At 71.8% G+C, this 21,507-nt stretch carries 24 protein-coding genes; 1 reads left to right on the top strand and 23 read right to left on the bottom strand.

Annotated features, from left to right (window positions below; translation table 11 throughout):
• Positions 1-78: 78 nt before the first annotated feature.
• The 23 genes from ACWDAS_RS04415 to ACWDAS_RS04305 all read right to left on the bottom strand — a co-directional run bounded on the left by ACWDAS_RS04415 (position 79) and on the right by ACWDAS_RS04305 (position 19,921).
• Complete coding sequence (locus ACWDAS_RS04415) at positions 79-1,296, bottom strand: cytochrome P450 (protein WP_450387320.1); 1,218 nt, start codon at positions 1,294-1,296, stop codon at positions 79-81.
• A gap of 24 nt (positions 1,297-1,320) precedes the next feature.
• Positions 1,321-1,989: a response regulator gene (locus ACWDAS_RS04410; protein ID WP_450387319.1), complete on the bottom strand. Its 669-nt coding sequence runs from the start codon at positions 1,987-1,989 to the stop codon at positions 1,321-1,323.
• Positions 1,986-3,278: a sensor histidine kinase gene (locus ACWDAS_RS04405; protein WP_450387318.1), complete on the bottom strand. Its 1,293-nt coding sequence runs from the start codon at positions 3,276-3,278 to the stop codon at positions 1,986-1,988. The genes ACWDAS_RS04410 and ACWDAS_RS04405 overlap by 4 nt, the downstream gene beginning before the upstream one ends.
• Before the next feature lie 83 nt (positions 3,279-3,361).
• Complete coding sequence (locus tag ACWDAS_RS04400) at positions 3,362-4,363, bottom strand: alpha/beta hydrolase family protein (protein ID WP_450387317.1); 1,002 nt, start codon at positions 4,361-4,363, stop codon at positions 3,362-3,364.
• 3 nt (positions 4,364-4,366) lie between these two features.
• Complete coding sequence (gene kynU, locus ACWDAS_RS04395; protein WP_450387316.1) at positions 4,367-5,590, bottom strand: kynureninase; 1,224 nt, start codon at positions 5,588-5,590, stop codon at positions 4,367-4,369.
• A complete protein-coding gene (locus ACWDAS_RS04390) occupies positions 5,583-6,416 on the bottom strand; it encodes a tryptophan 2,3-dioxygenase family protein (protein ID WP_450387315.1) in 834 nt (277 codons plus the stop codon). Before ACWDAS_RS04390 ends, kynU begins: the two co-directional genes overlap by 8 nt.
• Before the next feature lie 204 nt (positions 6,417-6,620).
• The gene (locus tag ACWDAS_RS04385) at positions 6,621-7,034 is read right to left on the bottom strand and encodes a DUF3151 domain-containing protein (protein WP_450387314.1); all 414 of its coding nucleotides are present in this window, start codon (positions 7,032-7,034) and stop codon (positions 6,621-6,623) included.
• 74 nt (positions 7,035-7,108) lie between these two features.
• A complete protein-coding gene (gene fbaA / locus ACWDAS_RS04380; protein WP_450387313.1) occupies positions 7,109-8,131 on the bottom strand; it encodes a class II fructose-bisphosphate aldolase in 1,023 nt (340 codons plus the stop codon).
• 189 nt (positions 8,132-8,320) lie between these two features.
• Complete coding sequence (pyrE, locus tag ACWDAS_RS04375; protein WP_450387312.1) at positions 8,321-8,860, bottom strand: orotate phosphoribosyltransferase; 540 nt, start codon at positions 8,858-8,860, stop codon at positions 8,321-8,323.
• A gap of 10 nt (positions 8,861-8,870) precedes the next feature.
• Positions 8,871-9,701 carry an aldose epimerase family protein gene (locus ACWDAS_RS04370; RefSeq protein WP_450387311.1) on the bottom strand — a complete coding sequence of 277 codons (831 nt, stop codon included), beginning with the start codon at positions 9,699-9,701 and terminating at the stop codon, positions 8,871-8,873.
• 10 nt (positions 9,702-9,711) lie between these two features.
• Positions 9,712-10,605, bottom strand: a complete 894-nt coding sequence (locus ACWDAS_RS04365; RefSeq protein ID WP_450387310.1) for an SRPBCC domain-containing protein — start codon at positions 10,603-10,605, stop codon at positions 9,712-9,714.
• Between the two features lie 57 nt (positions 10,606-10,662).
• On the bottom strand, positions 10,663-12,237 hold the full coding sequence (locus ACWDAS_RS04360) for a polyamine aminopropyltransferase (protein WP_450387309.1): 1,575 nt from the start codon (positions 12,235-12,237) through the stop codon (positions 10,663-10,665).
• 109 nt (positions 12,238-12,346) lie between these two features.
• Positions 12,347-12,889: a DUF2617 family protein gene (locus ACWDAS_RS04355; RefSeq protein ID WP_450387308.1), complete on the bottom strand. Its 543-nt coding sequence runs from the start codon at positions 12,887-12,889 to the stop codon at positions 12,347-12,349.
• A gap of 720 nt (positions 12,890-13,609) precedes the next feature.
• A complete protein-coding gene (locus tag ACWDAS_RS04350; RefSeq protein ID WP_450387307.1) occupies positions 13,610-14,860 on the bottom strand; it encodes a tyrosine-type recombinase/integrase in 1,251 nt (416 codons plus the stop codon).
• A complete protein-coding gene (locus ACWDAS_RS04345; protein WP_450387306.1) occupies positions 14,860-15,054 on the bottom strand; it encodes a helix-turn-helix domain-containing protein in 195 nt (64 codons plus the stop codon). The genes ACWDAS_RS04350 and ACWDAS_RS04345 overlap by 1 nt, the downstream gene beginning before the upstream one ends.
• Entirely contained in the window at positions 15,051-16,457 is a 1,407-nt protein-coding gene (repSA, locus tag ACWDAS_RS04340; protein WP_450387305.1) for a replication initiator protein RepSA, read from the bottom strand. Before repSA ends, ACWDAS_RS04345 begins: the two co-directional genes overlap by 4 nt.
• A 5-nt stretch (positions 16,458-16,462) precedes the next feature.
• Positions 16,463-16,648 carry a hypothetical protein gene (locus ACWDAS_RS04335; protein WP_450387304.1) on the bottom strand — a complete coding sequence of 62 codons (186 nt, stop codon included), beginning with the start codon at positions 16,646-16,648 and terminating at the stop codon, positions 16,463-16,465.
• Between the two features lie 89 nt (positions 16,649-16,737).
• Entirely contained in the window at positions 16,738-17,043 is a 306-nt protein-coding gene (locus ACWDAS_RS04330; RefSeq protein WP_450387303.1) for a SpdD-like protein, read from the bottom strand.
• A 22-nt stretch (positions 17,044-17,065) separates the two neighbouring features.
• Positions 17,066-17,254: a mobile element transfer protein gene (locus ACWDAS_RS04325; protein WP_450387302.1), complete on the bottom strand. Its 189-nt coding sequence runs from the start codon at positions 17,252-17,254 to the stop codon at positions 17,066-17,068.
• Positions 17,255-17,256: 2 nt separating this feature from the next.
• Positions 17,257-17,436 carry a hypothetical protein gene (locus tag ACWDAS_RS04320; RefSeq protein WP_450387301.1) on the bottom strand — a complete coding sequence of 60 codons (180 nt, stop codon included), beginning with the start codon at positions 17,434-17,436 and terminating at the stop codon, positions 17,257-17,259.
• 13 nt (positions 17,437-17,449) lie between these two features.
• Complete coding sequence (locus tag ACWDAS_RS04315) at positions 17,450-18,112, bottom strand: DUF2637 domain-containing protein (RefSeq protein ID WP_450387300.1); 663 nt, start codon at positions 18,110-18,112, stop codon at positions 17,450-17,452.
• Between the two features lie 79 nt (positions 18,113-18,191).
• Positions 18,192-19,559 (bottom strand): FtsK/SpoIIIE domain-containing protein, encoded by a 1,368-nt coding sequence (locus ACWDAS_RS04310; RefSeq protein WP_450387299.1) that lies wholly within the window; start codon positions 19,557-19,559, stop codon positions 18,192-18,194.
• A gap of 5 nt (positions 19,560-19,564) precedes the next feature.
• Positions 19,565-19,921: an SCO3933 family regulatory protein gene (locus tag ACWDAS_RS04305; RefSeq protein ID WP_450387298.1), complete on the bottom strand. Its 357-nt coding sequence runs from the start codon at positions 19,919-19,921 to the stop codon at positions 19,565-19,567.
• Between the two features lie 180 nt (positions 19,922-20,101).
• Here ACWDAS_RS04305 and ACWDAS_RS04300 point away from each other — a divergent pair, with 180 nt between their 5' ends.
• The gene (locus ACWDAS_RS04300) at positions 20,102-20,860 is read left to right on the top strand and encodes a GntR family transcriptional regulator (protein WP_450387297.1); all 759 of its coding nucleotides are present in this window, start codon (positions 20,102-20,104) and stop codon (positions 20,858-20,860) included.
• The last annotated feature ends 647 nt before the right edge of the window (positions 20,861-21,507 follow it).

Below are 21,507 nucleotides of genomic sequence, written 5' to 3'. Positions count from 1 at the left end.
CGGTCGCACGGCCGGGATCCGGGGCCTCGGCTGCGTCGGGGCGCTCGGCGGCATCAGCGGCGAGCGCCCCGGACGGCATCAGCAGGTGACGCGCAGCTCCCGCAGGCCGCGGATGACGTACCCCTCGTTCCACGTGGGCTCCGCCACGAGTTCCAGCCGCGGGGCGCGCCGGAGCAGCGCCGCGAAGGACGCGGCGAGTTCGATGCGGGCCAGCGGCGCGCCGAGGCAGTAGTGGATGCCCGCGCCGAAGGTGATGTGCGGGTTGTCGGCGCGGGAGAGGTCCAGCCGGTCCGGGTCGGGGAACCGCGCGGGGTCACGGTTGGCCGAGCCGAACAACAGCGCCACCTCGCTGCCGCGCGGGATCACCGTGCCGCCCACCTCGATGTCGTCCAGCACCCACCGCTCGAACATCTGCAGCGGAGTGTCGAAGCGCAGCAGCTCCTCGATCGCCGACGGCAGCAGTTCCTCCGGCGCCGCGCGCAGCGCCGCCAGCTGCTCCGGGTGCCGGAACAGCGTCCACCAGCCGTTGCCCGTGGTGTTGACGGTCGCCTCGTGCCCGGCGTTCAGCAGCAGCACGCAGGTGGAGACCATCTCCTGCTCGCTGAGCCTCTCCCCCTCGTCGAAGGCCGCGATCAGGGCACTGATCAGGTCCTCGCCCGGCGCCTTGCGGCGTTCGGCGATGAGTGCGCGCAGGTAGTCGGAGAACTCCACGCTCGCCCGCACCGCGCGGCGGGCCGCGTCCTCGCTCGGGTTGAGCTCGAACATCCCGACGATGTCGGCCGACCAGGGCCGCAGCAGATGCCGGTCCGCCACCGGTATCCCCAGCATCTCGGCGATGACCGCGACCGGCAGCGGTTCGGCGACCGTGGCGATGAGATCGCCACCGCCCTCCGCGACCAGCCGCTCGACGAGCTCCCCGGCGAGCCGCTGCACGGTCGGCGTGAGCCGCTCGACGGTGCGCGGGGTGAAGGCCTTGGAGACCAGCCGCCGGATGCGGGTGTGGTCGGGGGCCTCCAGGTCGAGCAGGCCGTTGCCGTTGAGCGTGGTGAAGGGCTCGTGCTCGGGCGGCGGCGCGGTGCGGCCGAACTCCTCGTGGGTGAAGCGGTGCAGATACGTCCGCCCCAGCCGCCGGTCCCGCAGCAGGGCGCTCACGTCCGCGAAGTGCGGGATCAGCCACTGCCCGCTCGGCTCGAACCAGTGCGCGCGGCCCTCGTCGCGCAGCGCGGCGTAAGCCGGGTACGGGTCGGCGACGAACTGCGGCGACCAGGGATCGAAGGCGGTGGCTGTGCTGCTCATGTGCGGAGACTACCCTCCGCCCGTTCAGCCGCCCGGGGTGACCAGCCGCGCCTCGTACGCGAAGACCGCCGCCTGCGTCCGGTCCCGCAGCCCCAGCTTCACCAGGACCCGGCTCACATGCGTCTTGACCGTCGACTCGGCGACCACGAGGTGGTCGGCGATCTCCGCGTTGGACAGCCCCTGGGCGACCAGCACGAGCACCTCCGTCTCACGCTCGGTGAGCTCCCCGACCCGGTCCTGGGCCGGCGGCCGGGGCGTGCCCAGCCGGTTGAACTCGGTGATGAGCCGCTTGGTGATCGCCGGGGCGAGCAGCGCGTCGCCGGCCGCCACGATCCGCACGCCGTCCGCGAGCTGACGCGCCGAGGCGTCCTTGAGCAGGAAGCCGGACGCGCCCGCGCGCAGCGCCTGGTAGACGTACTCGTCCAGGTCGAAGGTGGTCAGCACGAGCACCTTCGCGTCGGCGTCCGCGGCGACGATCTCGCGGGTGGCCTCCAGCCCGTTGAGCTCGGGCATGCGGATGTCCATCAGCACGACGTCCGGCCGCAGCGCCGCCACCTGCTCGATCGCCTGCCGTCCGTCGACGGCCTCACCGACGACCTCGATGTCGGGCTGGGCGCCCAGCAGCACCGAGAAGCCCTCGCGGACCATCATCTGGTCGTCCGCGATCAGCACCCGGATGGCGTTCCCGCTCATGCCCGCTCCCCGGGGACCGGGATGAACACGGTGACCTCGTAACCGCCGTCCTCGGTCGGCCCGTCGGTCATCTCGCCGCTCAGCATCGCCACCCGCTCCCGCATCCCGGCGATCCCGTGCCCGGCGCCCGGCGAGGGCTTCACCAGGCCGCGCGGCGGGCCGTTGACCACGCGCAGCCCGAGCCCGCCGAGCACGTACGACACCTCCACCCGGGCGCCGGCGCCCGGCGCGTGCCGCAGCGTGTTGCTCAGCGCCTCCTGGATGATCCGGTACGCCGACAGTTCGACGCCCTGGGGGAGCTCGCGCACCGCGCCCGTCAGCGTCTTCTCCACCTCCAGCCCCGCCTCGCGCACATTGGCGACGAGCCGGTCGAGGTCGGCGAGGGTCGGCTGCGGCGCGTCGGGGGCCTGGTAGTCCTCGGCCCGCACGACCCCGAGGACCCGGCGCAGCTCGGTCAGGGCGATGACGGCGTTCTCACGGATGATCGAGAAGCTCTTGGTCAGCTCCTCGGGCGGGTTCTCCACCCGGTACGGCGCGGCCTCCGCCTGGATCGCGATCACGGACATGTGGTGGGCGACGACGTCGTGCAGCTCGCGGGCGATGGTCGTGCGCTCCTCCAGCAGCGTGCGCCGGGTCCGCTCGACCTCGGTCACGGCGACCTGGGCGGCGACCTCCTGCCGGGACTGCCGCAGCCCGCGCACCGCCGACACGACGGACAGCACCACGGCGGAGAGGAAGATCATGATGACCGGGTCCGAGCCGTACCCGCCGGACAGGGGCCGGAAGCCCAGCGCCAGCGCGGCGGTGAGCAGCCATATCTCGGCGGCCACCCGCGCCCGGGTGCGCGCCGCCACCACGGCCAGCACCGTCAGGTGCGAGACGAAGCCGGTGTCCGTCCACGGATAGGTGGAGGACCAGCCGCCGGAGAACACCCCGGTGAGCACCGCGGCCCCGGCCGACAGCCACCACGCGCCGATCGGTCGGAACATCGTGGTGAGCAGGGGCACACCGGCCAGCAGGGCCAGCACAAAGCCGCCCGGACCGTCCAGGCTCTCCACCGAGACGAACATCAGGAAGACCGTGAAGCAGGTCAGCGCCGCGTGCGGCAGCCAGCGCCCGTACCCCCGGAGCCTGCGCGGCACCACGGCGAGCAGCGGGTGCCCTCCGCGGAGCGGTGCCATCGGCCGGAAAGCGAAGGCGTCGGTGATCAGGTCCTGCCGCAGTCCGCTGAGGGCGCCGCGGGCCATGCGGAGCTCGGTCCGCAGCGAGGTCTGGCTTGTCTCGGTCACGCACACACCGTAGGTATTCCGCGCCTCGCCGTCGTCACCGGTGAAGACGATGTCCCGGCGTCATCCTCAAGTAGGACACCGCCTCACCAGGCGAGCTGTGCGATCTCCTCGGCGACCACGGCCGCCGCGTCCGCCGCCGGGTCGATCACCGGGAAGTGGCCCACGCCCTCCAGCAGGGTCAGCTGGATCTCCTCCCCCGCCTTCGCCGAGGCGGCCGCGAAGGCCTCCGCGACCTGCGGCGGGACGACGTCGTCCGCGTCGCCGTGCACGACGGTCACGGCGATGCCGGTGGGCAGCAGCGCGGCCGGGTCGGTCTCCGCCCGGCGCGCGGGAAGCTGCTCCGGACCGCCGAGGAGCTGGGCGACGGCACCGGAGCACACGTCCAGCTCGACCGCGGCCCCGAAGTCCGCGATCGGCGCGAGCGCGACCACGCCCCGCAGCGCCGGGGCGGCGGGACGGTGCCAGCGCGACCCGGACGGCAGCACGTGCCGGGCGGCCGCCCACAGCGCGAGATGACCGCCGGCCGAGTGGCCGGTGAGGACGGTCCGCCGGACGTCGACCGAGTCCTCGCCGAGGGCGGCCACGGCCAGCGCCGCAACGGCGTCGGTGGCGGCCGCCACGTCGTCGAAGGTGTCCGGCCAGCGACCCGCGACCGTACCGCCGTTGCCCCGGCGGTACTCCACCGAGGCCACCGCGAAGCCGTGCCGGGCCAGGAAGTCCGCGAGCGGAGAGACATGCGTCCTGTCGTACGGCGCCCGCCAGGCGCCGCCGTGGAAGAGCACGACCAGCGGCCCGGGCCGCACGTCTTCCCCACGGCCTTCGTCGCGGGTGGGGGTACCACCGGCGGAGCCGTCGGGAGCGGCCCCGGCGCCGGGCCGCGGGCGGTAGAAGTCCACGACCTGGTCGGGGTGTTCGCCGTAGGCCGCGGTGGCGTCCGGCGGGACGGGCTCGTGCGAGAAGGCGGACGCCTCCTCGGCGGCGGCCCGCTCCGCGGGATCCTGCGGCGCGGGCTCCGGCCCCGCCCCGTCGGCGCGGCCGTCGGCGCCTGCCGGAGTGGTGTCGCTCGGCGGGGTGGGGTCGGACATGCGTTACCGCGTTCCTTCCAGGACCTGTGCCAGCACCCGCGCCGCCCGCTCGGCGTCCGCGAAGCGCGTGTACAGCGGGGTGAATCCGAAGCGGAGGATATCCGGCTCCCGGAAGTCGCCGACGACGCCCCTGGCGATCAGCTCCCGCATCACCGCGCCCGCGTCGGAGCAGCGCAGCGCGACCTGGCTGCCCCGCTCGGCGTGCGCGGCCGGGGTGACCGACCGTACGAGGCCGTCCGGCACGTACGCCGCGACGCACTCCAGGAAGAAGTCGGTGAGGGCGAGGCTCTTGGCCCGCACGGCGTCCAGGGACACGCCGTCCCAGACGTCGAGGGCCGCGTCCAGCGCCAGCAGCGACAGGATCTCCGGGGTGCCGACCCGGCCGCGGACGCTGCCGTCGGCGGGCCGGTAGGCGGCCTCCATCGCGAACGGGTCGCGGTGGGAGTTCCAGCCGGGGAGCGGGGAGTCGAAACGCGGCTGCAGGTCACGGCGGACGTACAGGTACGCGGGCGCGCCGGGGCCGCCGTTGAGGTACTTGTACGTGCAGCCGATCGCCAGGTCCACGCCGTGCTCGTCCAGGCCGACCGGAAGCGCCCCGGCCGTGTGGCAGAGGTCCCAGACCACCAGGGCTCCGGCCGCATGCACGGCGGCCGTGGTGCCCGGCAGGTCGTGCAGCCGGCCGGTGCGGTAGTCCACGTGGTTGACGAGCGCGACGGCGGTGCGCGGACCCGCCGCGGCGGCGATGTCCGCGGCGTCGACCGCGCGGATCGTGCAGCCGGTCATCCGGGCCGCGGACTCGGCGATGTAGCCGTCGGTGGGGAAGGTGGTGGCGTCGACCAGCACCTCGTCACGGGTGGGGTCGGCCTGCTGGGCCATGCGCACCGCGCCGACGACGGCCTTGAAGACGTTGACGCTGGTGGAGTCGCCGGCCACGACCTGACCGGGGGCGGCGCCTATGAGCGCGCCGATGCGGTCGCCGATCCGCTCCGGCGCCGTCCACCAGCCGCTCTCGCTCCAGGAGCGGATGCGCAGGGCCCCCCACTCCCGCTCGATGACGTCGGCCAGGCGGTCCGGGACACCGGCGGGCAGCGCCCCCAGCGAGTTGCCGTCCAGGTAGACGACCTCGTCCAGCCGGAAGCGGTCGCGGAGCTTCGCCAGCTCGTCGGCGGTGTCCAGGCGGGCGGCCTCGGCAGCGGGGGACTCGGTGGGATTCATCGCGTCAGACATGGCTACGGGCCGTCCAGAGCTCGGGGAACACGTTCTTGCTCGCGCGCTTCTCCAGCCAGGACACCCCGGCGGAGCCTCCGGTGCCGGTCTTGGAGCCCATCGCGCGGCGGGTCGCCACCAGGTGGTCGTTGCGCCAGCGCCACACCAGTTCGGCCACCTCGGTCAGGGCCTCACCCAGACGGACCAGTTCGGTGTCCTGGTCACCCGAGTAGATCCGCTGCCAGGCCCGCTCGACCGCCGGGTCCGCCTCGTAGCGCTGCGACAGGTCGCCGCGCGGCGGGATGTCGTGGCCGCGCCGGGCGAGGAAGCGCAGCACCTCGTCGTAGAGGCTGGGCTCGTGCAGCGCCTTCTCCAGCTCGTCGTGCACACGTGGCGAGCCGCGGTGCGGGACCAGCATGGACGCGGACTTCTCGCCGAGCAGGAACTCCATGCGCCGGTACATCGCGGACTGGAAGCCCGAGCCCTCGCCGAGGGCGGCGCGGTAGGCGTTGAACTGCGCCGGGGTGAGGTGCGCGATCGGCTCCCAGGAGGCGTTGAGCGACTCCAGCTCGTACGTGCTGCGCTTGAGCGCGGCCAGCGCCGTGGGCACGTCGTCGGCGGCGAGCGCCCGGGAGGCGGTCTCCCACTCGTGCACGATGACGGTGAACCACAGCTCCATGACCTGGGTGGTCACCAGGAAGACCATCTCGCCGGGGTCGTCGGAGCGGGGGTGCTGCAGATGGGTGAGGACATCGGCCTGGACGTAGTCCTCGTAAGGGGTGGTCCCTTCGAAGTCCAGGTTCGGGGCCTCGGGGCCCGCCTGGGAAACGTCGGGGCGGTGGGACATCGGTGTCTCCGTGGATACGAGCTACCGGGTAGCGGTCTGCCCCGCGCGCTTGGGCGGCGGGGCCCCGGTCCCCTCGGGCCCGCGCTCGATCGGCGCCGGGCCCACGCGCATCATGCGTGGTGAGTGCACGGTACGGCAAGACCTGCCCGGCGTGCGCGCCGGGCAGGTCGGGGGTGAATGCCGTGGTCAGCGGTGTGGCGGGACTCAGCCGAGGGTCTCGGCGGCGGTCTCGGAGGACTCCCGCAGGAAGGTGCTGCAGCGCTCGTACTCCTCCTGCTCGCCGATCGCCTGGGCGGCTCGCGCCAGGGCGTGCAGGGCCCGCAGGAAGCCGCGGTTGGGCTCGTGCTCCCAGGGCACCGGGCCGTGGCCCTTCCAGCCGTTGCGGCGCAGCGCGTCCAGGCCGCGGTGGTAGCCGGTGCGGGCGTAGGCGTACGACTCGACGACCCGGCCGGCCTCGAATGCGTCGTCCGCGAGCTGCGCCCAGGCCAGGGAGGACGCCGGGTACTTGGCGGCGACCTCGGAGGGGGCCGCCCCGGAGGCGAGCAGCTCACGCGGCTCGGGGTCGTCGGGCAGGTTGGTCGGGGGCGGTCCCCCGAGCAGGTTCTCGTGAATGGCCATGGGTTCCAGTATGGCCGGGGCCCGGCCCTCCGCGTGGAAGGGCCGGGCCCGGTGCGTACCGCCGTGCCCGGCGGTTACTTGAGCTTGGTGCCGGCGGAGCGCAGGTCCTGGCAGGCCTCGAGGACGCGCGCGGCCATGCCGGCCTCGGCCAGCTTGCCCCAGCTGCGCGGGTCGTAGGTCTTCTTGTCGCCGACCTCGCCGTCGACCTTCAGCACACCGTCGTAGTTGCGGAACATGTGGTCCGCGACGGGGCGCGTGAAGGCGTACTGCGTGTCGGTGTCGATGTTCATCTTGACCACGCCGTTCTCCAGCGCGGTGGCGATCTCCTCCTTGGTGGAGCCGGAGCCGCCGTGGAAGACGAAGTTGAACGGGTCCTGCTTGCCGAACTTGGCGGCCACGCCCTCCGCGAGCTCCTTCAGCAGCTCGGGACGGAGCACGACGTTGCCCGGCTTGTAGACGCCGTGGACGTTGCCGAAGGAGGCGGCGAGCAGGTACCGGCCCTTCTCACCGAGGCCAAGCGCCTCGGCGGTGCGGATGGCGTCCTCGACCGTGGTGTACAGCTTGTCGTTGATCTCGTGGGTGACGCCGTCCTCCTCGCCGCCGGTGGGGGTGATCTCCACCTCGAGGATGATCTTCGCCTTGGCGGCCTCGGCCAGCAGCTCCTGGGCGATGGCGAGGTTGTGGTCGAGGGTCTCGGCGGAACCGTCCCACATGTGCGACTGGAACAGCGGGTTGCGACCGGCCGCCACGCGCTCCTGGGAGATCGCCAGCAGCGGGCGCACGTAGCCGTCCAGCTTGTCCTTCGGGCAGTGGTCGGTGTGCAGCGCGATGTTGACGGGGTACTTCTCGGCGACGACGTGCGCGAACTCGGCCAGCGCCACCGAACCGGTGACCATGTCCTTCTTGTACTGGCCACCGAGGAACTCGGCGCCGCCCGTCGAGATCTGGACGATGCCGTCGCTCTCCGCCTCCGCGAAGCCGCGCAGCGCGGCGTGCAGGGTCTGGGTCGAGGTCACGTTGATGGCCGGGTAGGCGAACTTGCCGGCCTTCGCCCGGTCGAGCATCTCGTTGTAGATCTCGGGGGTTGCGATGGGCATGTGTCCGCTCCTTGTGATGTGCGGGTTGTTCGGTGAGTGACCCTGACCTGGGATCGACGTCATCGTCGATCCCATCTTGGCAGACTCACGCGAGAGCTCCACACACTGCGCACCACGGACATACCTCAGGGGTGGAGGGTTTCACGTGAAACCCTCCACCCCTGAGGAAAAGCCCTGGTAGGACCGGCATCAGGCCAGTTCGAGATCGTCCAGGCCGAAGGCGCGGTAGTACGGAAGACCGGCCTCCGCGATGGCCGGAGCGGCACCGCGCTCGACGATCACGGCGACGGCCACGACCTCGGCGCCGGCCTCACGCGCCGCCTCCACCGCGGTCAGCGGCGAGCCGCCCGTGGTCGAGGTGTCCTCGACGACGAGCACCCGGCGGCCCTTGATGTCGGGCCCCTCGATGCGGCGCTGCATGCCGTGCGCCTTCTGCGCCTTGCGGACGACGAAGGCGTCCAGCTTGCGGCCGCGGGCCGCGGCGGCGTGCAGCATCGAGGTGGCGACCGGGTCGGCGCCGAGGGTGAGCCCGCCGACGGCGTCGAAGTCCAGGTCGGCGGTGGTGTCGAGCATGACCTGCCCGACCAGCGGGGCGGCCTCGGCGTCCAGCGTGATCCGGCGCAGGTCGATGTAGTAGTCGGCCTCGAGACCCGAGGAGAGGGTCACCTTGCCGTGGACCACGGCCTTGTCCTTGATCTGCTGCAGCAGGGCATCACGCGCGTCGCTCATGGCCACGAGCCTAGCCGAGCCGCTCCCAGGCCCAGGTCGCGCGCATCTCCAGCGGCTCGATCGGGGTGACCAGACGCGGCGCGGTGTTCAACCCGTTCGGGGGACCGGACTGCGGCTCCACGCAGATCGCCGGCGGCTGTTCGTCGTAGACCACCACCCATGCACTGGGGCTGGTGACCCGCAGCCGCAGCTCGCCGGGCCACGTCAGGGTGACGTCCACACCGTCGGGCATGCCGAAGCAGTCGTCCCAGGGGCGGGGCTTGGGGTCCACCCGGCGGCCGGTGGGGAGGTGGTCGTCGCCGCGCTCCTCCATCCAGCCCGGGGTGAAGTCGATCAGGGCGTCCTGCCCGCCCTGGCCGAGGTTGCGCAGGAACCAGGGATGCCAGCCGGCCTGGGCCGGGAAGGAGTCGCCGGTGGTCTCCACGCTCATCGTGAGGTCGAGGTGGTCCTCGGCCAGCTCGAAGCGCTGGCTGACCCGGCCCTTGTACGGCCAGGGCTCGGAAAGGTCGTAGTAGAAGCAGGCGCTGGTGCCGGTGGCACCGGGCGCGGCCTGCCAGGCGACATGCCGGCCGGTGCCGTGGATGGCGTGCGGCCCGGCGTCGCGCGGCATCTGGTGCAGCACACCGCCGTTGCGGAACTGCCCGTCCCGGGTGCGCCCGCACCACGGCACCATCGGGAAGGACCCGAAGTTCGGGCCCTGCCGCAGCAGCTCCACGCCGCCGACGGTCAGCGAGCCGACGCGGCAGCCGAGATCCGGAAGGATCGTCAGCCGTGCCGGTCCGGCTTCGAGTTGGACTGCGTGCTCGTCGTCTCGCCCGTCAGGGGTCTCATCCGTGGCCACGGCACAGACCCTACGGGAACGAGCGCCTGCGCCGCCGCAGCACTCGCCCCGCGACCACGGCCGACAGCAGCAGCGCCGCCGCGGCGGGCGCGTACCGGCGCAGCGAGGCGGTCGCGGCACCGCTCTGCGGCGCGGGCACCGGGGCGTACCGGCCGCGCGGCGGGGCGTGGTCGACCTCCTCGGCGCTGCGGCCGATCAGGGTCCGGCGGGCGTGCGCCGCCTCGGCGGGCAGGTCGATGCCGGCGGGGTTCTCGGGGACCTCGGGCAGCGCGTCCTCCCCGGGCAGCACCTCGCCGATGTCCGCCATGCCCTCCACGGCCTCCACACCGTCCAGGTCGGGGAGTTCCTGCGGCTCCCGCAGTTCCTCGACGTCGTGCCCGGCGAACTCGTCGAGCTGCGCGGGCAGATCGTCGGTGAGGTCGTCGAGGTCGCCGGCGTCCTCGGCGGCCGGCTCGGGCACCGCGGCGGGGGCCTCCTCCTCGAGGTCGGAGGTGAGCGCGTCGACGAAACGGTCCAGCAGGCGGTGGCCTGCCGCGGTGACGGCCTCGTCCTCGTACTCCGCGAGCCGGCCGTCGGCCTGCACGGCGCCGGTGAAGGTCAGCAGCGTGCCGCCCGAGACGGCGTCCACACCGACCTCCAGCGCCAGCTTCACCGTGCCCGCGCCGCGCGCCTCGACCGCCTCGCCCTCCGCGGTCAGCCCCGCGCCGCGCGGAACCAGCCGCAGCGTGCCGCGGTAGGTGATGGTCGAGCCGCCGATCCGCAGCCTCAGTCGGCCGGCCAGCCCCTCCTCGGCACCGGCGTCGCGCTGGAGGCCCGGCACGCAGCGGGCCACGCGCTCCAGGTCGGCGAGGGCCCGGCGAATGGTTTCGGCCGGAAACGGAACGAACACCTCATGCGGCTCCATGCCGTGAGCCTAATCCGCCGGACGGCGCTTCGGTGCGGATTCGGCGCCGGTTCGCCCTCACCCGGAGCGCGGACGCATCAGCGTCGACGGGGGCAGGCCGCGCAACGGGGCCGCCGCCGCGCGCCGGGCCGCCGCGGCGAGGACGGCGGGGGACAGGGACCGCAGCCGCGGGGCGTCGGCGGCGAGGTGCAGCGCCGGGGCGTGCTGCCGGGCGGCGAGGACGAAACCCCAGTCGCCGCCCCGGCGGCCGGGGCCGATCCAGTAGTCGGCGGTGCGCAGCCCGGTCGCCCGTACCGTCGCGTCGACCGTCCAGAAGCCGCGGCGCGCGGCGCCCGGCGCCCCCGCGTGCACCGCGAGCCGCCCGCCGGGGGCGAGCGCGCGCTCGGCGAGCCCGTAGAACTCCTGCGAGTACAGCTTCGCGCTGCGCGAGATCCCCGGGTCGGGGAGGTCGGCCAGCACGACGTCGTACCCGTCGCGCGCCGGCGGCGGCCGCCCCTGCCGCCGCCGCAGCCAGTCGAAGGCGTCCGCGGTGACCACCCGGACCCGCGGGTCGCGGTACGCGTGCCGGTTGAGCCGGGCCAGTTCGCGGTCGTCCCGCGCGAGGGCGACGAGTTCGGCGTCCGGGTCGACGAGGGTCACCGAGCCGACCTTCCGGTAGCGCAGCACCTCGCGCAGGGCGAGCCCGTCACCGCCGCCGAGGATCAGCACCCGGCGATGCCGTCCGGCCATGGCGGGGTGCACCAGTGCCTCGTGGTAGCGGTACTCGTCCCGCCCGCGCACCCTCAGCCGTCCGTCCAGGAAGAGCTGGAGCGGCGCCCCGGTCAGCACGACCTCCTGGACGGCGGTCTGCTCGGCGAGCCGTACGTCGCCGCCGTACACCGCCTGCCGGGCGGCCCGCTCGAAGGGACCGGAGGCCCAGGCCGCGCCCGCGAGCACCGCGAGCACCGCGAGGTTGGCGATGAGCAGCCAGACCCGGGCGCGCGGCGTGACGTCACTGCGGAAGAGCCAGAGCACGATGGCGCCGCCCGCGACGGCGTTGACCGCGCCCGTGACGAGCGCCCCGGTCAGCTGCCCGTAGCAGGGCAGCAGGAGGAAGGGGAAGGCGAGCCCGCCGACCAGCGCGCCCACGTAGTCCGCCGCGAAGAGGTCGGCCACGGCACAGCCCGCGTCCTGCCGCCGGATCCGCTGGATCAGCGTCATCAGCAGCGGCACCTCGGCGCCGATGAGCACACCGATGGCGAAGGCGAAGGCCACCGTCGCGGGCCGGGACTGGCCGAACCAGGCGAAGCTCGCGTACAGCGCCATGACCGACAGCCCGCCGACCAGCGCCAGCGTGATCTCGACGGCCGCGAAGCCGACGGCCGGCGCGCAGCTGAGCCGTTTGGCGAGCAGCGAGCCGACGCCCATGGCGAAGACCATCACGGACAGCACGATCGACGCCTGGGTGACGGAGTCACCGACCAGGTACGAGGCGAGGGCGACCAGTTCGAGTTCGTACACCAGGCCGCACGCGGCGCAGACGAAGACCGCGGCCAGGACCAGCGCCCTGGCCGCGGCCACCGGGACGGGGAGCCGCAGCCGCAGGACGCGCGGGGCGGCCCGGGCCGTACGGGAGGCGGACTGGTCGATCATGACTGCACGCTATGTGAGGGATGTGGCGGTCCACGTCACCCGCAAGGGTGCGATTCGTGGCACTTGGCGGCGCGTTGACGCCGCTGCGGCGAGGGCCGTACCACCGCGCTCACGGCTGCGCGCTCAGGCTCGAACGGGTCGCCACCAGGCGGCCTTCCTGGGGGTACGCGTGCCATGTGCGCCACAGCACGCTGCCCCCGCGGTACTGCACGAGCATCGCGGTGAAGGCGTGCGGATCACCCGGGAACGTCCCCGCCAGGCCATTGGGGTGATCGGCCACCAGGGCGAGCAGCTCCTGCGCCCGTCCGGCGAAGGACCCCCGCGAAAGCGTCTCGATCCGTGCCGCGAACTCGTAGTCCCAGCCCGCGATCCGCCGGGCCACCCCGAACGGCAGCGGTGTGCTGCTGCCCGGCATGCAGGCGACGGTCTCCGAGCAGCGGCCGCGCGGCGAGTCCAGGATGACCTGGTGGGAGGCGCCGAGCAGCCGCAGTTGGACCTGCACCCGGGGTGCCGCGGGCGGGGCGGCGCCGAGGCCGGCACCCGGGAGTTCGCGGTCGAGGACGGCGAGCGCCGGCAGTTCGTCCTTCCCCAGACACCAGGCCAGGTCCCCGGCGCGGGTGTCGGTATAGGCGGTCTGAAGCGTGGTGAGCATGAAGTCGGCTCCGCAGGCACATCGCGAGCAAGCGAGGGAGGGTCACGGGCATGGGGGGAGAAGACGCGCCGACCCGCGCCTGTGGGGGAGAACGTCCGTCGGCTCGTGCCCACGAGGGGTCGGTGAATACGCAATCATGAAAGGCGCGTCGCCTTCAGCGTTTTTACCCATCTCCACCCCCTTTACATCCCCAAGGGCACCCGACGGGTTCAGGTGTTCACTACAAATGCGCCCGACGGGTGAGTAACCCGCCGGGCGCATATGCGATTCGGCACGGGCAATACGCAATTTCGTATCGTCAGCTTCCGCCGCCGCAGCCGCCCCCGCCGCACGAGCTCCCCCCGCCGCACGAGCTGCCCCCGCCGCAGGAGTGGTGGCCTCCCCCGTGGTGGCCGCCGCCTCCCCCGTCGGAGGAGCCCGAGTCCGCCGCCCACCAGCTGCTGCTCCGGGAGGAACTGTACGAGCGCCGCCGGTGCCCCCGGTTGCCGCTCTTCGCCGTCAGGGCGGCGAGTGCCACTATCCCCCCGACGATCAGCAAAATCACCAAGGCCCCCATCGTTCCCACCCCCGCTTTCCGTGCTTTCCGTTGTGCGACGGTGATGCCCCCGCCCTCCGCGGCCGAAAGCAAAGTTGAGGAAGTCCAGAGGTTTCCGGGTACGCGAAGGCCCCTGGTCTGCATCGGAAGCAGAACCAGGGGCCAAGGGTGGACGACTGGGCCGTCTAGGGGCCGTGATCTTCAACGTCAGGCGGCCCAAGGACTCGGTCAACGGCCCGCCGGGATCGCTCGCGGCTGTTGGGCATCAGGTGCGCGTACACGCGAAGGGTCATCGCCGGGTCAGCGTGTCCCATGTACTCACTCACGGCCTTCACGCTCTCTCCGGAGTCCAGGAGAACAGAGGCGTAGAAGTGACGGAGAGCGTGCATGCCGTGTTCACGGGCGGAGACGTAGCGCTTCCCTTCCTCCGCCTCCGGGATTAGGCCAATCGAGGCGAGAGCGGGCTTCCAGTCGTGGGCGTTGAAGTTACTCCGCCACACGATGCCCCCGCCGGGGTTGGTGAACAGCAGGCGGGCGGTCACCTTCGGGCCTTCCGGAGAGCCCCATGGCAAGGACACCTCAACCGGCTTGCAGAGGTCCATGTGCGCCTTCAAGGCGTACGCCACGGAGTCGGGCAGCGGCACATCGCGCTCCTTCTCGCACTTCGGCAGGGCAAACACAGGCTTGCCCTCCACGTGCTTGATCTGCCGCACCACGTGCAAGGTCCGGCCCACGAAGTCCAGCGCGCCCTCAGCGAGCCCGAACACTTCTCCCTGGCGCAGTCCGCACCCAGCCGCGGCATCGACTACAGCACGGTAGCGCTCCTCAAGAGCAGTCCTTACGCCCCGCACCTGATCAGGGGTCCACGGCACCACCCGGGAAGCATCAGCCCTGGGTGCCCGGACCGATTTCGCACTGCATGGGTTCCGGACCAGCAGCGTGTCATCAACAGCCGCCGACAACACCGCCCGCACGTCGGCATAGATAGAACGCGCGTACGAGGAACTGATTCCAGGCTTCGTCTCCAACACGGACAGCAGGTGCCGGATGTGCTCCGGCCGAAACGTCCCGACCGAGCGAGAACCGATCACCGGATACGCATGGAGGCGGAGACGGCGGCCCAGCTCTGTCCGCGTGGTCGGACTAGATGTTCGGGTCTCCAACCAGCGCTCGGCGTACTGGCGGAAGGTGATCCGAGCTGCACCAGGGTCGATGTACTGGCCGCGCGACATGTCGGCCTCGATGTGGATCAGCCACTGCTCAGCCTCACGCTTCTTCCGGTCCGGGAAGCTCTTGGACTTCTCCGTGCCGTCTGGGGCGACATAGCGGGCGCGGTACCGCAGACCCAGGCCGAAGCGGTCGGTCTTGACCTTGACCGGCTTGCCATCGGGCCCAGCCTCGACCTTGAACCAGCGATCTTGGACGTGTCCGGCCATCAGGCAGCCCTCTCCATCTGGGACTCGACCCAGACGCGGACGTCCTCAGGGTCGAAGCGGAGGTGACGGCCGACACGGAAGCCACGCGGTCCGGTGTGCTTGCGGCGCCACTGATAAACGGTCTCGACAGGGACGCCGAGAAGGTCTGCCAGGTCGACCGGGGTCAGGTAGCGCTCAGGCAGGGGGCGCTTCATGCCCACACCTCCGAATCGTCGAAGTCGGGCAGCTCAGCGTGGGCGTCCCGGGCGAGCTCTCGGTTCTGGCGGATCTCCCGGGCGATCGAGCCAGCCAACCAGGACTCGCCGGGGGTGTGGCCCTGTCCGGCGTAGGCCCAGTGGGCGAGGACGAGCGTGGTCGCCTCCGGGGAGTCGTCGGGGTCGGGCAGGCCGAGGGCGACGCGTTGCTGGGCGGCTCGGTAGTCGGCGCGGACCTGCCGAAGGGCGCCGAGGGTGGTGGAGTAGCGGCGGGATTTGGTGGAGAAGTGGCCGCGGAAGCCGAGCATGTGGGCCCAGTCGAGGAGCTTGCGGTCCGGGTAGAGCTTGTGAAGGTCGAAGCAGGCTTCGATCAGCCGCCGCGGGTGAGGCGGGACGCCCAGGAGTACGAGGACTTCCCGGTTGCCGACCCGCCGGTCAACGGTCCCCGTCGTTTCGGCGGCTTTGGTGGCGTACTTGGCCACGTAGGAGGCAACGGCTTGTTCGGTCAGCTCCCCATCCGTGCCCGCGTCAGCAGAGCGGATGGGCTGGACGTCGAGCTGGGTGCCCCATGTGAGGGTGCGGGCGGGCTGGTCACCGGCGGCAGGGATGGGAACGGCGACGCGGCGTGCGGCGGCGCGAATGGCTTCGGTGAGCAGGTCGAGCGTCGCCCAGGGCGGGGGCGCCGTGTCGGGTCCGTCCGGGCCGTCGAAGCGGACGACGGCATGGAAGTGGACGGCACCGCGGCGCTGGTATTCGGCGACCTTGCCGAAGGAGACCCGGCACTGTTCGCGGGCGGCTTTCTGGGTGAGGCCGGCGCGGGCGGCGATCTCCCGGCGGAGGTAGATGGTGAAGTACCGCCACAGGTCGGAGGCGTGGTTGTTCCACAGCACCGCACCCGCGTAGTCGTAGCTGTCCGGGTTCAGCGGCGTACCTAACGCGGGGTCGTCCTCGCCGTGGGCCGTGCCGCACCGGCAGCTTCCCGAGGTCGGGCGGTTGTGGACAGGGCCGAAAGAGGGTGCGGTGAGGGTAGCGAACACCTTCGGATGAACCCGCACCGTCTCGGGGGTGCCCTTGGCGGGGTCGCCGACAAGGCCCGCGCGGATGAGGTGGTAGGTGTCGCCCGCGTAGGTCCAGGCACACGAGGGGCAGCGGGAAGCGCGGCGGTTGCCGCAGGCCACCCGGAGCCGTCCGCCAGGCTCGGTGTCGGTGGAGTACGCGTGGAGGACGTGGCCGGTAGCCCGGTCGAGGGTCTTGGTGTAGCCGGTCAGGTGGATGGGATCTGCGCAGCCGCCGGTGCGGCGGATCTGGTCTTGCCAGCGGTCGAAGCCGTCCGACCCGGCCACCCGCAGCAGATCGCGCAGGGTGGCCGGGTCCAGGCCCGCCATGGTGGCGGCGTCGGTCAAGCCGGTCACCTCCCCGTCCGGGCCAGGACGCCGGCGGGGGTGGTGTGGCCGGTGCCGCGGCAGGCCGGGCAGGCAACGCGGAGGGTGGCGCGGGTGCCGTCCGGCAGGCGGGTGCCGGTGGTGATGGCGACGACGGGGAAGCCGTCGCAGTGCCGGCAGACCGGCCGTCGGTTGGGGTTGTGCTGGGGCATGATGGGGCTTCCTTTCGACTGGGTTGGAAGGGGCCGGACCGTCCGGGCGGCGGCGATGCTTGGCGGCTTGTGCGTCGCCCGGCGGCCGGTCAACGCTTGTACTGGCCGTTGAGCAGGGAGCGCAGGACGACGGCGCAGACTGCGACGGATGCGGCGGTGACGGCGACGGCCAGGAGCAGCGAGACCAGCACCGCACCCACCACCAGGACCGCGGCGGTGCCGCCCGCCACGACGGTGATCAGGGCGCCGGGGGTGAGCTGCACCGCGGGCCGAGACGAGGCCACCGGGACCGGCGCCGGGGCGGTGTGCTGGGGCTCCACGGCGCCGCTGGTCGTTGTCGGCGGGGTGACGATGCCGGTGGCGGTGGGGTTGGTCGGGATCTTGGGGCGGAGCATGAGGGTTTCCCTCCTTCTGTGGTCAGGGGTTGCAGCGGTGGGTGCGGGCGGCGAGTTCGGCGCCGGAGCGGTCGCGGTAGTCGGTGGAGAAGCCGCAGCCGGGGGCGGTGCAGGCGGCGGTGTGGCGGGTGTGTCCGCGGCCGTCGTGGTAGCTGGCGACCTTGACGGGGCCGATGCGGATCACGTCGTAGAAGCGGTTCGGGCGCGGCATCGTCAGTCCTCCTCTCCGGTGAAGTCGCCGGCGTGGTCGGTGAGCCACTGCCGGATCTCGGGGTGTTCGTCGTCGGTGGCCTGGTTGATCGCGGCCTCGCCCATGCGCATGCCTTCGACGAGGCGGTTGGCGCGGGTGAGTTCGGCGGAGCGTTCCAGGGCGGCGCGGATGTGCGGGCGCATCGGGTTCCTCCTGTCAGGTGAGTTGGGCGGCGATCGCGTCGGCAAGGGCGGGCGGGACGCCGAGTCGGGCGCGCAGGGTGGCGGTGTCGATGTCGTTGCCGGTGGCGGCGCGGTGGGCGTCGGCGACCTTCCGGGCGTGATCCACCAGCGCCGACGGAACATGCGAAGCCGGAGCGGGAGCCACGGCAGGCAAGGCCGGAACGTCGGCGGGGGCGGCGACCGGCGCAGCCCCCGAGGCCGGACCCGGGTCCGGTGCGGTGTCCGCCAGCACAGGAGCGTCCGACTCGGCAGCGGCCGGGACCGGATGGGGCTTGGCCGTGTGGGCGAGGAGGGTGCCGCCGAGGAAGGCCAGGGCGGGCCATCCGGCGACCAGGACGCGCAGCCAGGCCGGGGTGTGGCCGAGGTCGAGCAGGCCGGCGGTGGCGATGTTCGCGCCGAGGGAGGCGACCAGGGCGATCAGGAACCAGACCCAGGCCAGAGCCCGAGTAGTGCCGGTGCGCAGTCGTCGCCAGGCGGCGACCAGGAGCAGGTCGACGGAGATGGGGTAGGCCCAGGCTTTCCAGCCGTGTTGGCCGGCGGCTTCGGCGATGTCGTGCAGATGGGCGAAGGACAACGCGGCAGCGATCAGGGCCTGAACCAGGACAGCATCGACGCGGAACGGCAGACGCACGGTCATTCACCTCCTAGGTGTCGTGGCATGGGCGGGGTAGGGACCTGGCGCGAAGACGGCGACGCCGACCGTGGGGGCGAGGGTGTTACTCGGTGACCGGGCGGGGCCGGGTCAGCGGCACCGCGTCAGCCGGAGCCAGTACGGCCGGGACATCCGGCCGGAAGGCGTCCAGGCCGGGGAGGTCGGGGACCAGATGAGCGTGGGCCCGGCAGACCGCGGCCGTCTCGGTGATCGAGATCAGTGGAGTGCGGATGTGGGCCCAGCCGCCGGAGGCGTCACCCGCTACTGCCACTCCGGCCCGCTCGGGGGCGATGGAGGTTGCGGCGTGCATGGCTTCGGGTGAGATGTCGCCCAGGCCCATTTCGGCGGTCTGCTTGTCGTTGACGCGGTGGACCACGCGGCCGGTGAGCTGTGCGCGGAGCATGGTGGCGCCCTTGCCGAGTTCGGCGCCGAAGCGCTGCCCGCAGATCTCCAGGTAGATGCCAACCGCGCGGGCCATCTGCGCCAGCCGGATCAACTGGGTCACCATGCGGTCCCGGCGTTCCTCGTCCTTCCTCGTCGCGGTCAGGAACAGCTCCGCGACCTCGTCGACCAGGACCACGATCGGCACCGGCCGCACCTTCTCCGGCAGGCCCCAGATGTCGGAGGTGATCTCCTCGTCCGGCGTCGACAGCGCGGTGCCCTGGTAGTCCTTGAGCAGGTCGAACCGGGCCTCCATCTCGCCCACGAGGGCATCGAGGAGGCCGGCAGCTTGTTCCGGGTCGGTGGCCAGGGCCGACAGGCGCGGGGCATACGGGGTCTGTTCCACACCGCGCTTGCAGTCGATCCCCACCAGGGCCACCGGGAGTTTGGCGAGTTGCTTGATCAGGTTGCGCTGATACATCGACTTGCCCGACTGATTCGCACCCAGTGTCAGGGCGTGCGGGATCTCGCGGTAGTTGCGGACGAACGCGGTGCCGTCCTCCCGCAGTGCTACTGGCACGACCATGGGGCCGGACGGAAGGTGGCGGGGCATGCGCACGGTGCGCAGGACGTCGTAGCCGGTCATCCGCAACTCGACCACGCCGGGCTTGATCTCCACCACGTGTACCGCGTGGACACCCCAGGCATGGCGGAGCCGGTTCGACGCCGCCGCCACGTCATCAGGTTCCAGGCCGGGCGGGAGCCGCAGTCGCACGCGCATGCCGGTCAGGGAGCCGGTGATCCGGCGAATCTTCGGCGGTATGGGCCGCACCTCGCGGCGGCCCACGGTACGGATGACGAAGGCCCGCAGCCGGGACGGCGTGACCGTCAGCCCGCAGGCGTCCATGGTGGAGCCGTAGGTGATCACGAACCGGCCCCAGGCCAGCGGCAGGCCGACCAACAGCCAGAACACCGCCGGGAACCGGCTACGGGCATAGGCGAGGCCGAAGGCTAAGACCAGCAGCAGGCCCAGGAGCACGATCCCCTTCATGGTGATCAGCCCTGACCGTTCGAAGCGGCGGCCGGCACCAGCGAAGTCACCGCCACAGCGCGAAACGAGATCCCGTGCCGGATCTGGCCGTTGAACGTGTTCTCCCAATCACGGGCCTTGAGCCCGATCACCGACACCGCAGTTCCCGGCGTCAGCGTCGCGTCGATCCCGGTCTCGGGCACGGCCACCTGGTACAGGTTCCCCTCACCCTCATCGGAGATCAGCAGCCCGATGGTCATCAGTTGCGCACGGGTCTCCCGGTCGATGGCGACCTCCCCGGTCTGCTTGCTCACCAGCTTCGGGGTAGGCGCAGTCGCGACGAACACCACGGCGGACGAAAGGTCGATCTTGAACGACGGCATGAATGCGTCTCCCTGTTCGTGAGGCCGCTCCGGGCGAGCAACCTGTCTAGAGATGTCTCCAGTGAAGCCAACGTCTCTATACATGTCAACGTGTCTAGAGACGTTGTCTGGATCCATCTCGCGGGGAGGCGCGCGAGCAGCTAGCCGCTAGGCTGTCTAGAGAGGAAGGAGGGATCGCTCATGACCACCGAGGGCACCAACCGCCGCCCGAAGTACCAGCGGATCGCCGACACGCTGAAGGATGCAATAAGGGCAGGTGAGTACGGCCCTGGTGATCGACTGCCGGGCGAAAATGAGCTCATGGCCGTCCATGGCGTCGCCCGCATGACGGCGCGACAGGCCTTGGGCGTCCTGCAGAACGAAGGCATCGCTGAGTCCCGAAAGGGAGCGGGCGTCTTCGTACGCGACTTTCGGCCACTGCGACGCCGCGGCATCCAGCGCCTGGCACAGGAGCAGTGGGGATCGGGCCGCTCGATCTGGTCCGCCGACATCGGCGACCGCGAGCTGGTCGTGGACCAGGTCGCCGTGACCGAGGAACCCGCCCCGGAACACATCGCCGGCGTGCTCGACGTACCGGCGGGCGAGGCAGTGTGTGTGCGCAGCCGCCGCTTCGTACTGGACGGGAAGCCCGTCCTGCTGTCGACCTCGTACCTTCCGGCGGACCTCGTGGCGGGGTCGGCCATCACCCAGGAAGACACCGGCCCTGGCGGCACCTACGCGCGGCTTGCAGAGCTCGGCCACAAGCCCGTGCACTTCCGCGAAGAGATCCGCTGCCGGATGCCGGCACAGGACGAGGCAACCCGACTCGGCCTGTCTATGGGCATGCCCGTCATCTTGATCTGCCGTACCGCGTTCGCCGATGAGGGACGCCCGGTCGAGGTCAACGAGATGACCTTGGACTCTGCCGCATACATCCTCGAATACGACTTCGACGCGTAGCTCCAGCGTCCCCCTGACCAGCCCTGTTACAGATTTCTCTACCTCATCAAGGCACCCGGCGTCGCTCACGCTCCGCCGGGCGCGCGGCCCGCGTCCGGCCGCGCCCACGCTCCTGCCTCCGTCCCGCTCGGCACGGCCGTCCGCCGCCGCGCGCCCACATAGGTAGGCCGAGGGCATGAGGTCAGAACCGCGGTGGGGACGGGCGCTGACACGATCTTTAGCCACCTCCCCGGTCCGGGACCCGACGTCGAGCAAGACCAGGGGGCCGATCGGGCTTGTTGCGGGCAGGCAGGAGCCAGCCCGATTCGCGGCCAGCGTATGGCCCCCTGCCCATGCTCGACCCCAGCCCGGGCAGGCCACCGGCCAAAGATCGCGCCAACGCCCTCGCGGTAGCGTGCAGCATGCAGGTCTCGGCTTCCGGGAAAGGCGCCAGCATGTCGATGCGGTCGTCAGCACCCTTTACAGCGTTGACCACGGGCTATGTGCGGCACCCGTGTAGTGCTGCCCTTTCACCCAGTCGCCGCCTCGGCCCCTCTGGCAGTCACGGTTCCACTACTGACTTGTAATGCGTGATGTCGTGGGGTGCTGACAGGTCGTGATCGTCGCGGTACACCACGGTCATGAGGTACGCGCAGGGTGGCGGGCTG

This window comes from Streptomyces sp. NPDC001070 (genome assembly GCF_053598835.1).
Note: the sequence above shows the minus strand (reverse complement) of the source record. Positions and strands in the feature narration are given on the sequence as shown.

Bases quoted from the DNA above. Each gene is read 5' to 3' on its own strand.
- ACWDAS_RS04415 (WP_450387320.1), bottom strand. From the start codon at position 1,296: ATGAGCAGCACAGCCACCGCCTTCGATCCCTGGTCGCCGCAGTTCGTC.
- ACWDAS_RS04410 (WP_450387319.1), bottom strand. From the start codon at position 1,989: ATGAGCGGGAACGCCATCCGGGTGCTGATCGCGGACGACCAGATGATG.
- ACWDAS_RS04400 (WP_450387317.1), bottom strand. From the start codon at position 4,363: ATGTCCGACCCCACCCCGCCGAGCGACACCACTCCGGCAGGCGCCGAC.
- kynU (WP_450387316.1), bottom strand. From the start codon at position 5,590: ATGTCTGACGCGATGAATCCCACCGAGTCCCCCGCTGCCGAGGCCGCC.
- ACWDAS_RS04390 (WP_450387315.1), bottom strand. From the start codon at position 6,416: ATGTCCCACCGCCCCGACGTTTCCCAGGCGGGCCCCGAGGCCCCGAAC.
- ACWDAS_RS04385 (WP_450387314.1), bottom strand. From the start codon at position 7,034: ATGGCCATTCACGAGAACCTGCTCGGGGGACCGCCCCCGACCAACCTG.
- fbaA (WP_450387313.1), bottom strand. From the start codon at position 8,131: ATGCCCATCGCAACCCCCGAGATCTACAACGAGATGCTCGACCGGGCG.
- pyrE (WP_450387312.1), bottom strand. From the start codon at position 8,860: ATGAGCGACGCGCGTGATGCCCTGCTGCAGCAGATCAAGGACAAGGCC.
- ACWDAS_RS04365 (WP_450387310.1), bottom strand. From the start codon at position 10,605: ATGGAGCCGCATGAGGTGTTCGTTCCGTTTCCGGCCGAAACCATTCGC.
- ACWDAS_RS04360 (WP_450387309.1), bottom strand. From the start codon at position 12,237: ATGATCGACCAGTCCGCCTCCCGTACGGCCCGGGCCGCCCCGCGCGTC.
- ACWDAS_RS04355 (WP_450387308.1), bottom strand. From the start codon at position 12,889: ATGCTCACCACGCTTCAGACCGCCTATACCGACACCCGCGCCGGGGAC.
- ACWDAS_RS04350 (WP_450387307.1), bottom strand. From the start codon at position 14,860: ATGGCCGGACACGTCCAAGATCGCTGGTTCAAGGTCGAGGCTGGGCCC.
- ACWDAS_RS04345 (WP_450387306.1), bottom strand. From the start codon at position 15,054: ATGAAGCGCCCCCTGCCTGAGCGCTACCTGACCCCGGTCGACCTGGCA.
- ACWDAS_RS04335 (WP_450387304.1), bottom strand. From the start codon at position 16,648: ATGCCCCAGCACAACCCCAACCGACGGCCGGTCTGCCGGCACTGCGAC.
- ACWDAS_RS04330 (WP_450387303.1), bottom strand. From the start codon at position 17,043: ATGCTCCGCCCCAAGATCCCGACCAACCCCACCGCCACCGGCATCGTC.
- ACWDAS_RS04325 (WP_450387302.1), bottom strand. From the start codon at position 17,254: ATGCCGCGCCCGAACCGCTTCTACGACGTGATCCGCATCGGCCCCGTC.
- ACWDAS_RS04320 (WP_450387301.1), bottom strand. From the start codon at position 17,436: ATGCGCCCGCACATCCGCGCCGCCCTGGAACGCTCCGCCGAACTCACC.
- ACWDAS_RS04315 (WP_450387300.1), bottom strand. From the start codon at position 18,112: ATGACCGTGCGTCTGCCGTTCCGCGTCGATGCTGTCCTGGTTCAGGCC.
- ACWDAS_RS04310 (WP_450387299.1), bottom strand. From the start codon at position 19,559: ATGAAGGGGATCGTGCTCCTGGGCCTGCTGCTGGTCTTAGCCTTCGGC.
- ACWDAS_RS04305 (WP_450387298.1), bottom strand. From the start codon at position 19,921: ATGCCGTCGTTCAAGATCGACCTTTCGTCCGCCGTGGTGTTCGTCGCG.
- ACWDAS_RS04300 (WP_450387297.1), top strand. From the start codon at position 20,102: ATGACCACCGAGGGCACCAACCGCCGCCCGAAGTACCAGCGGATCGCC.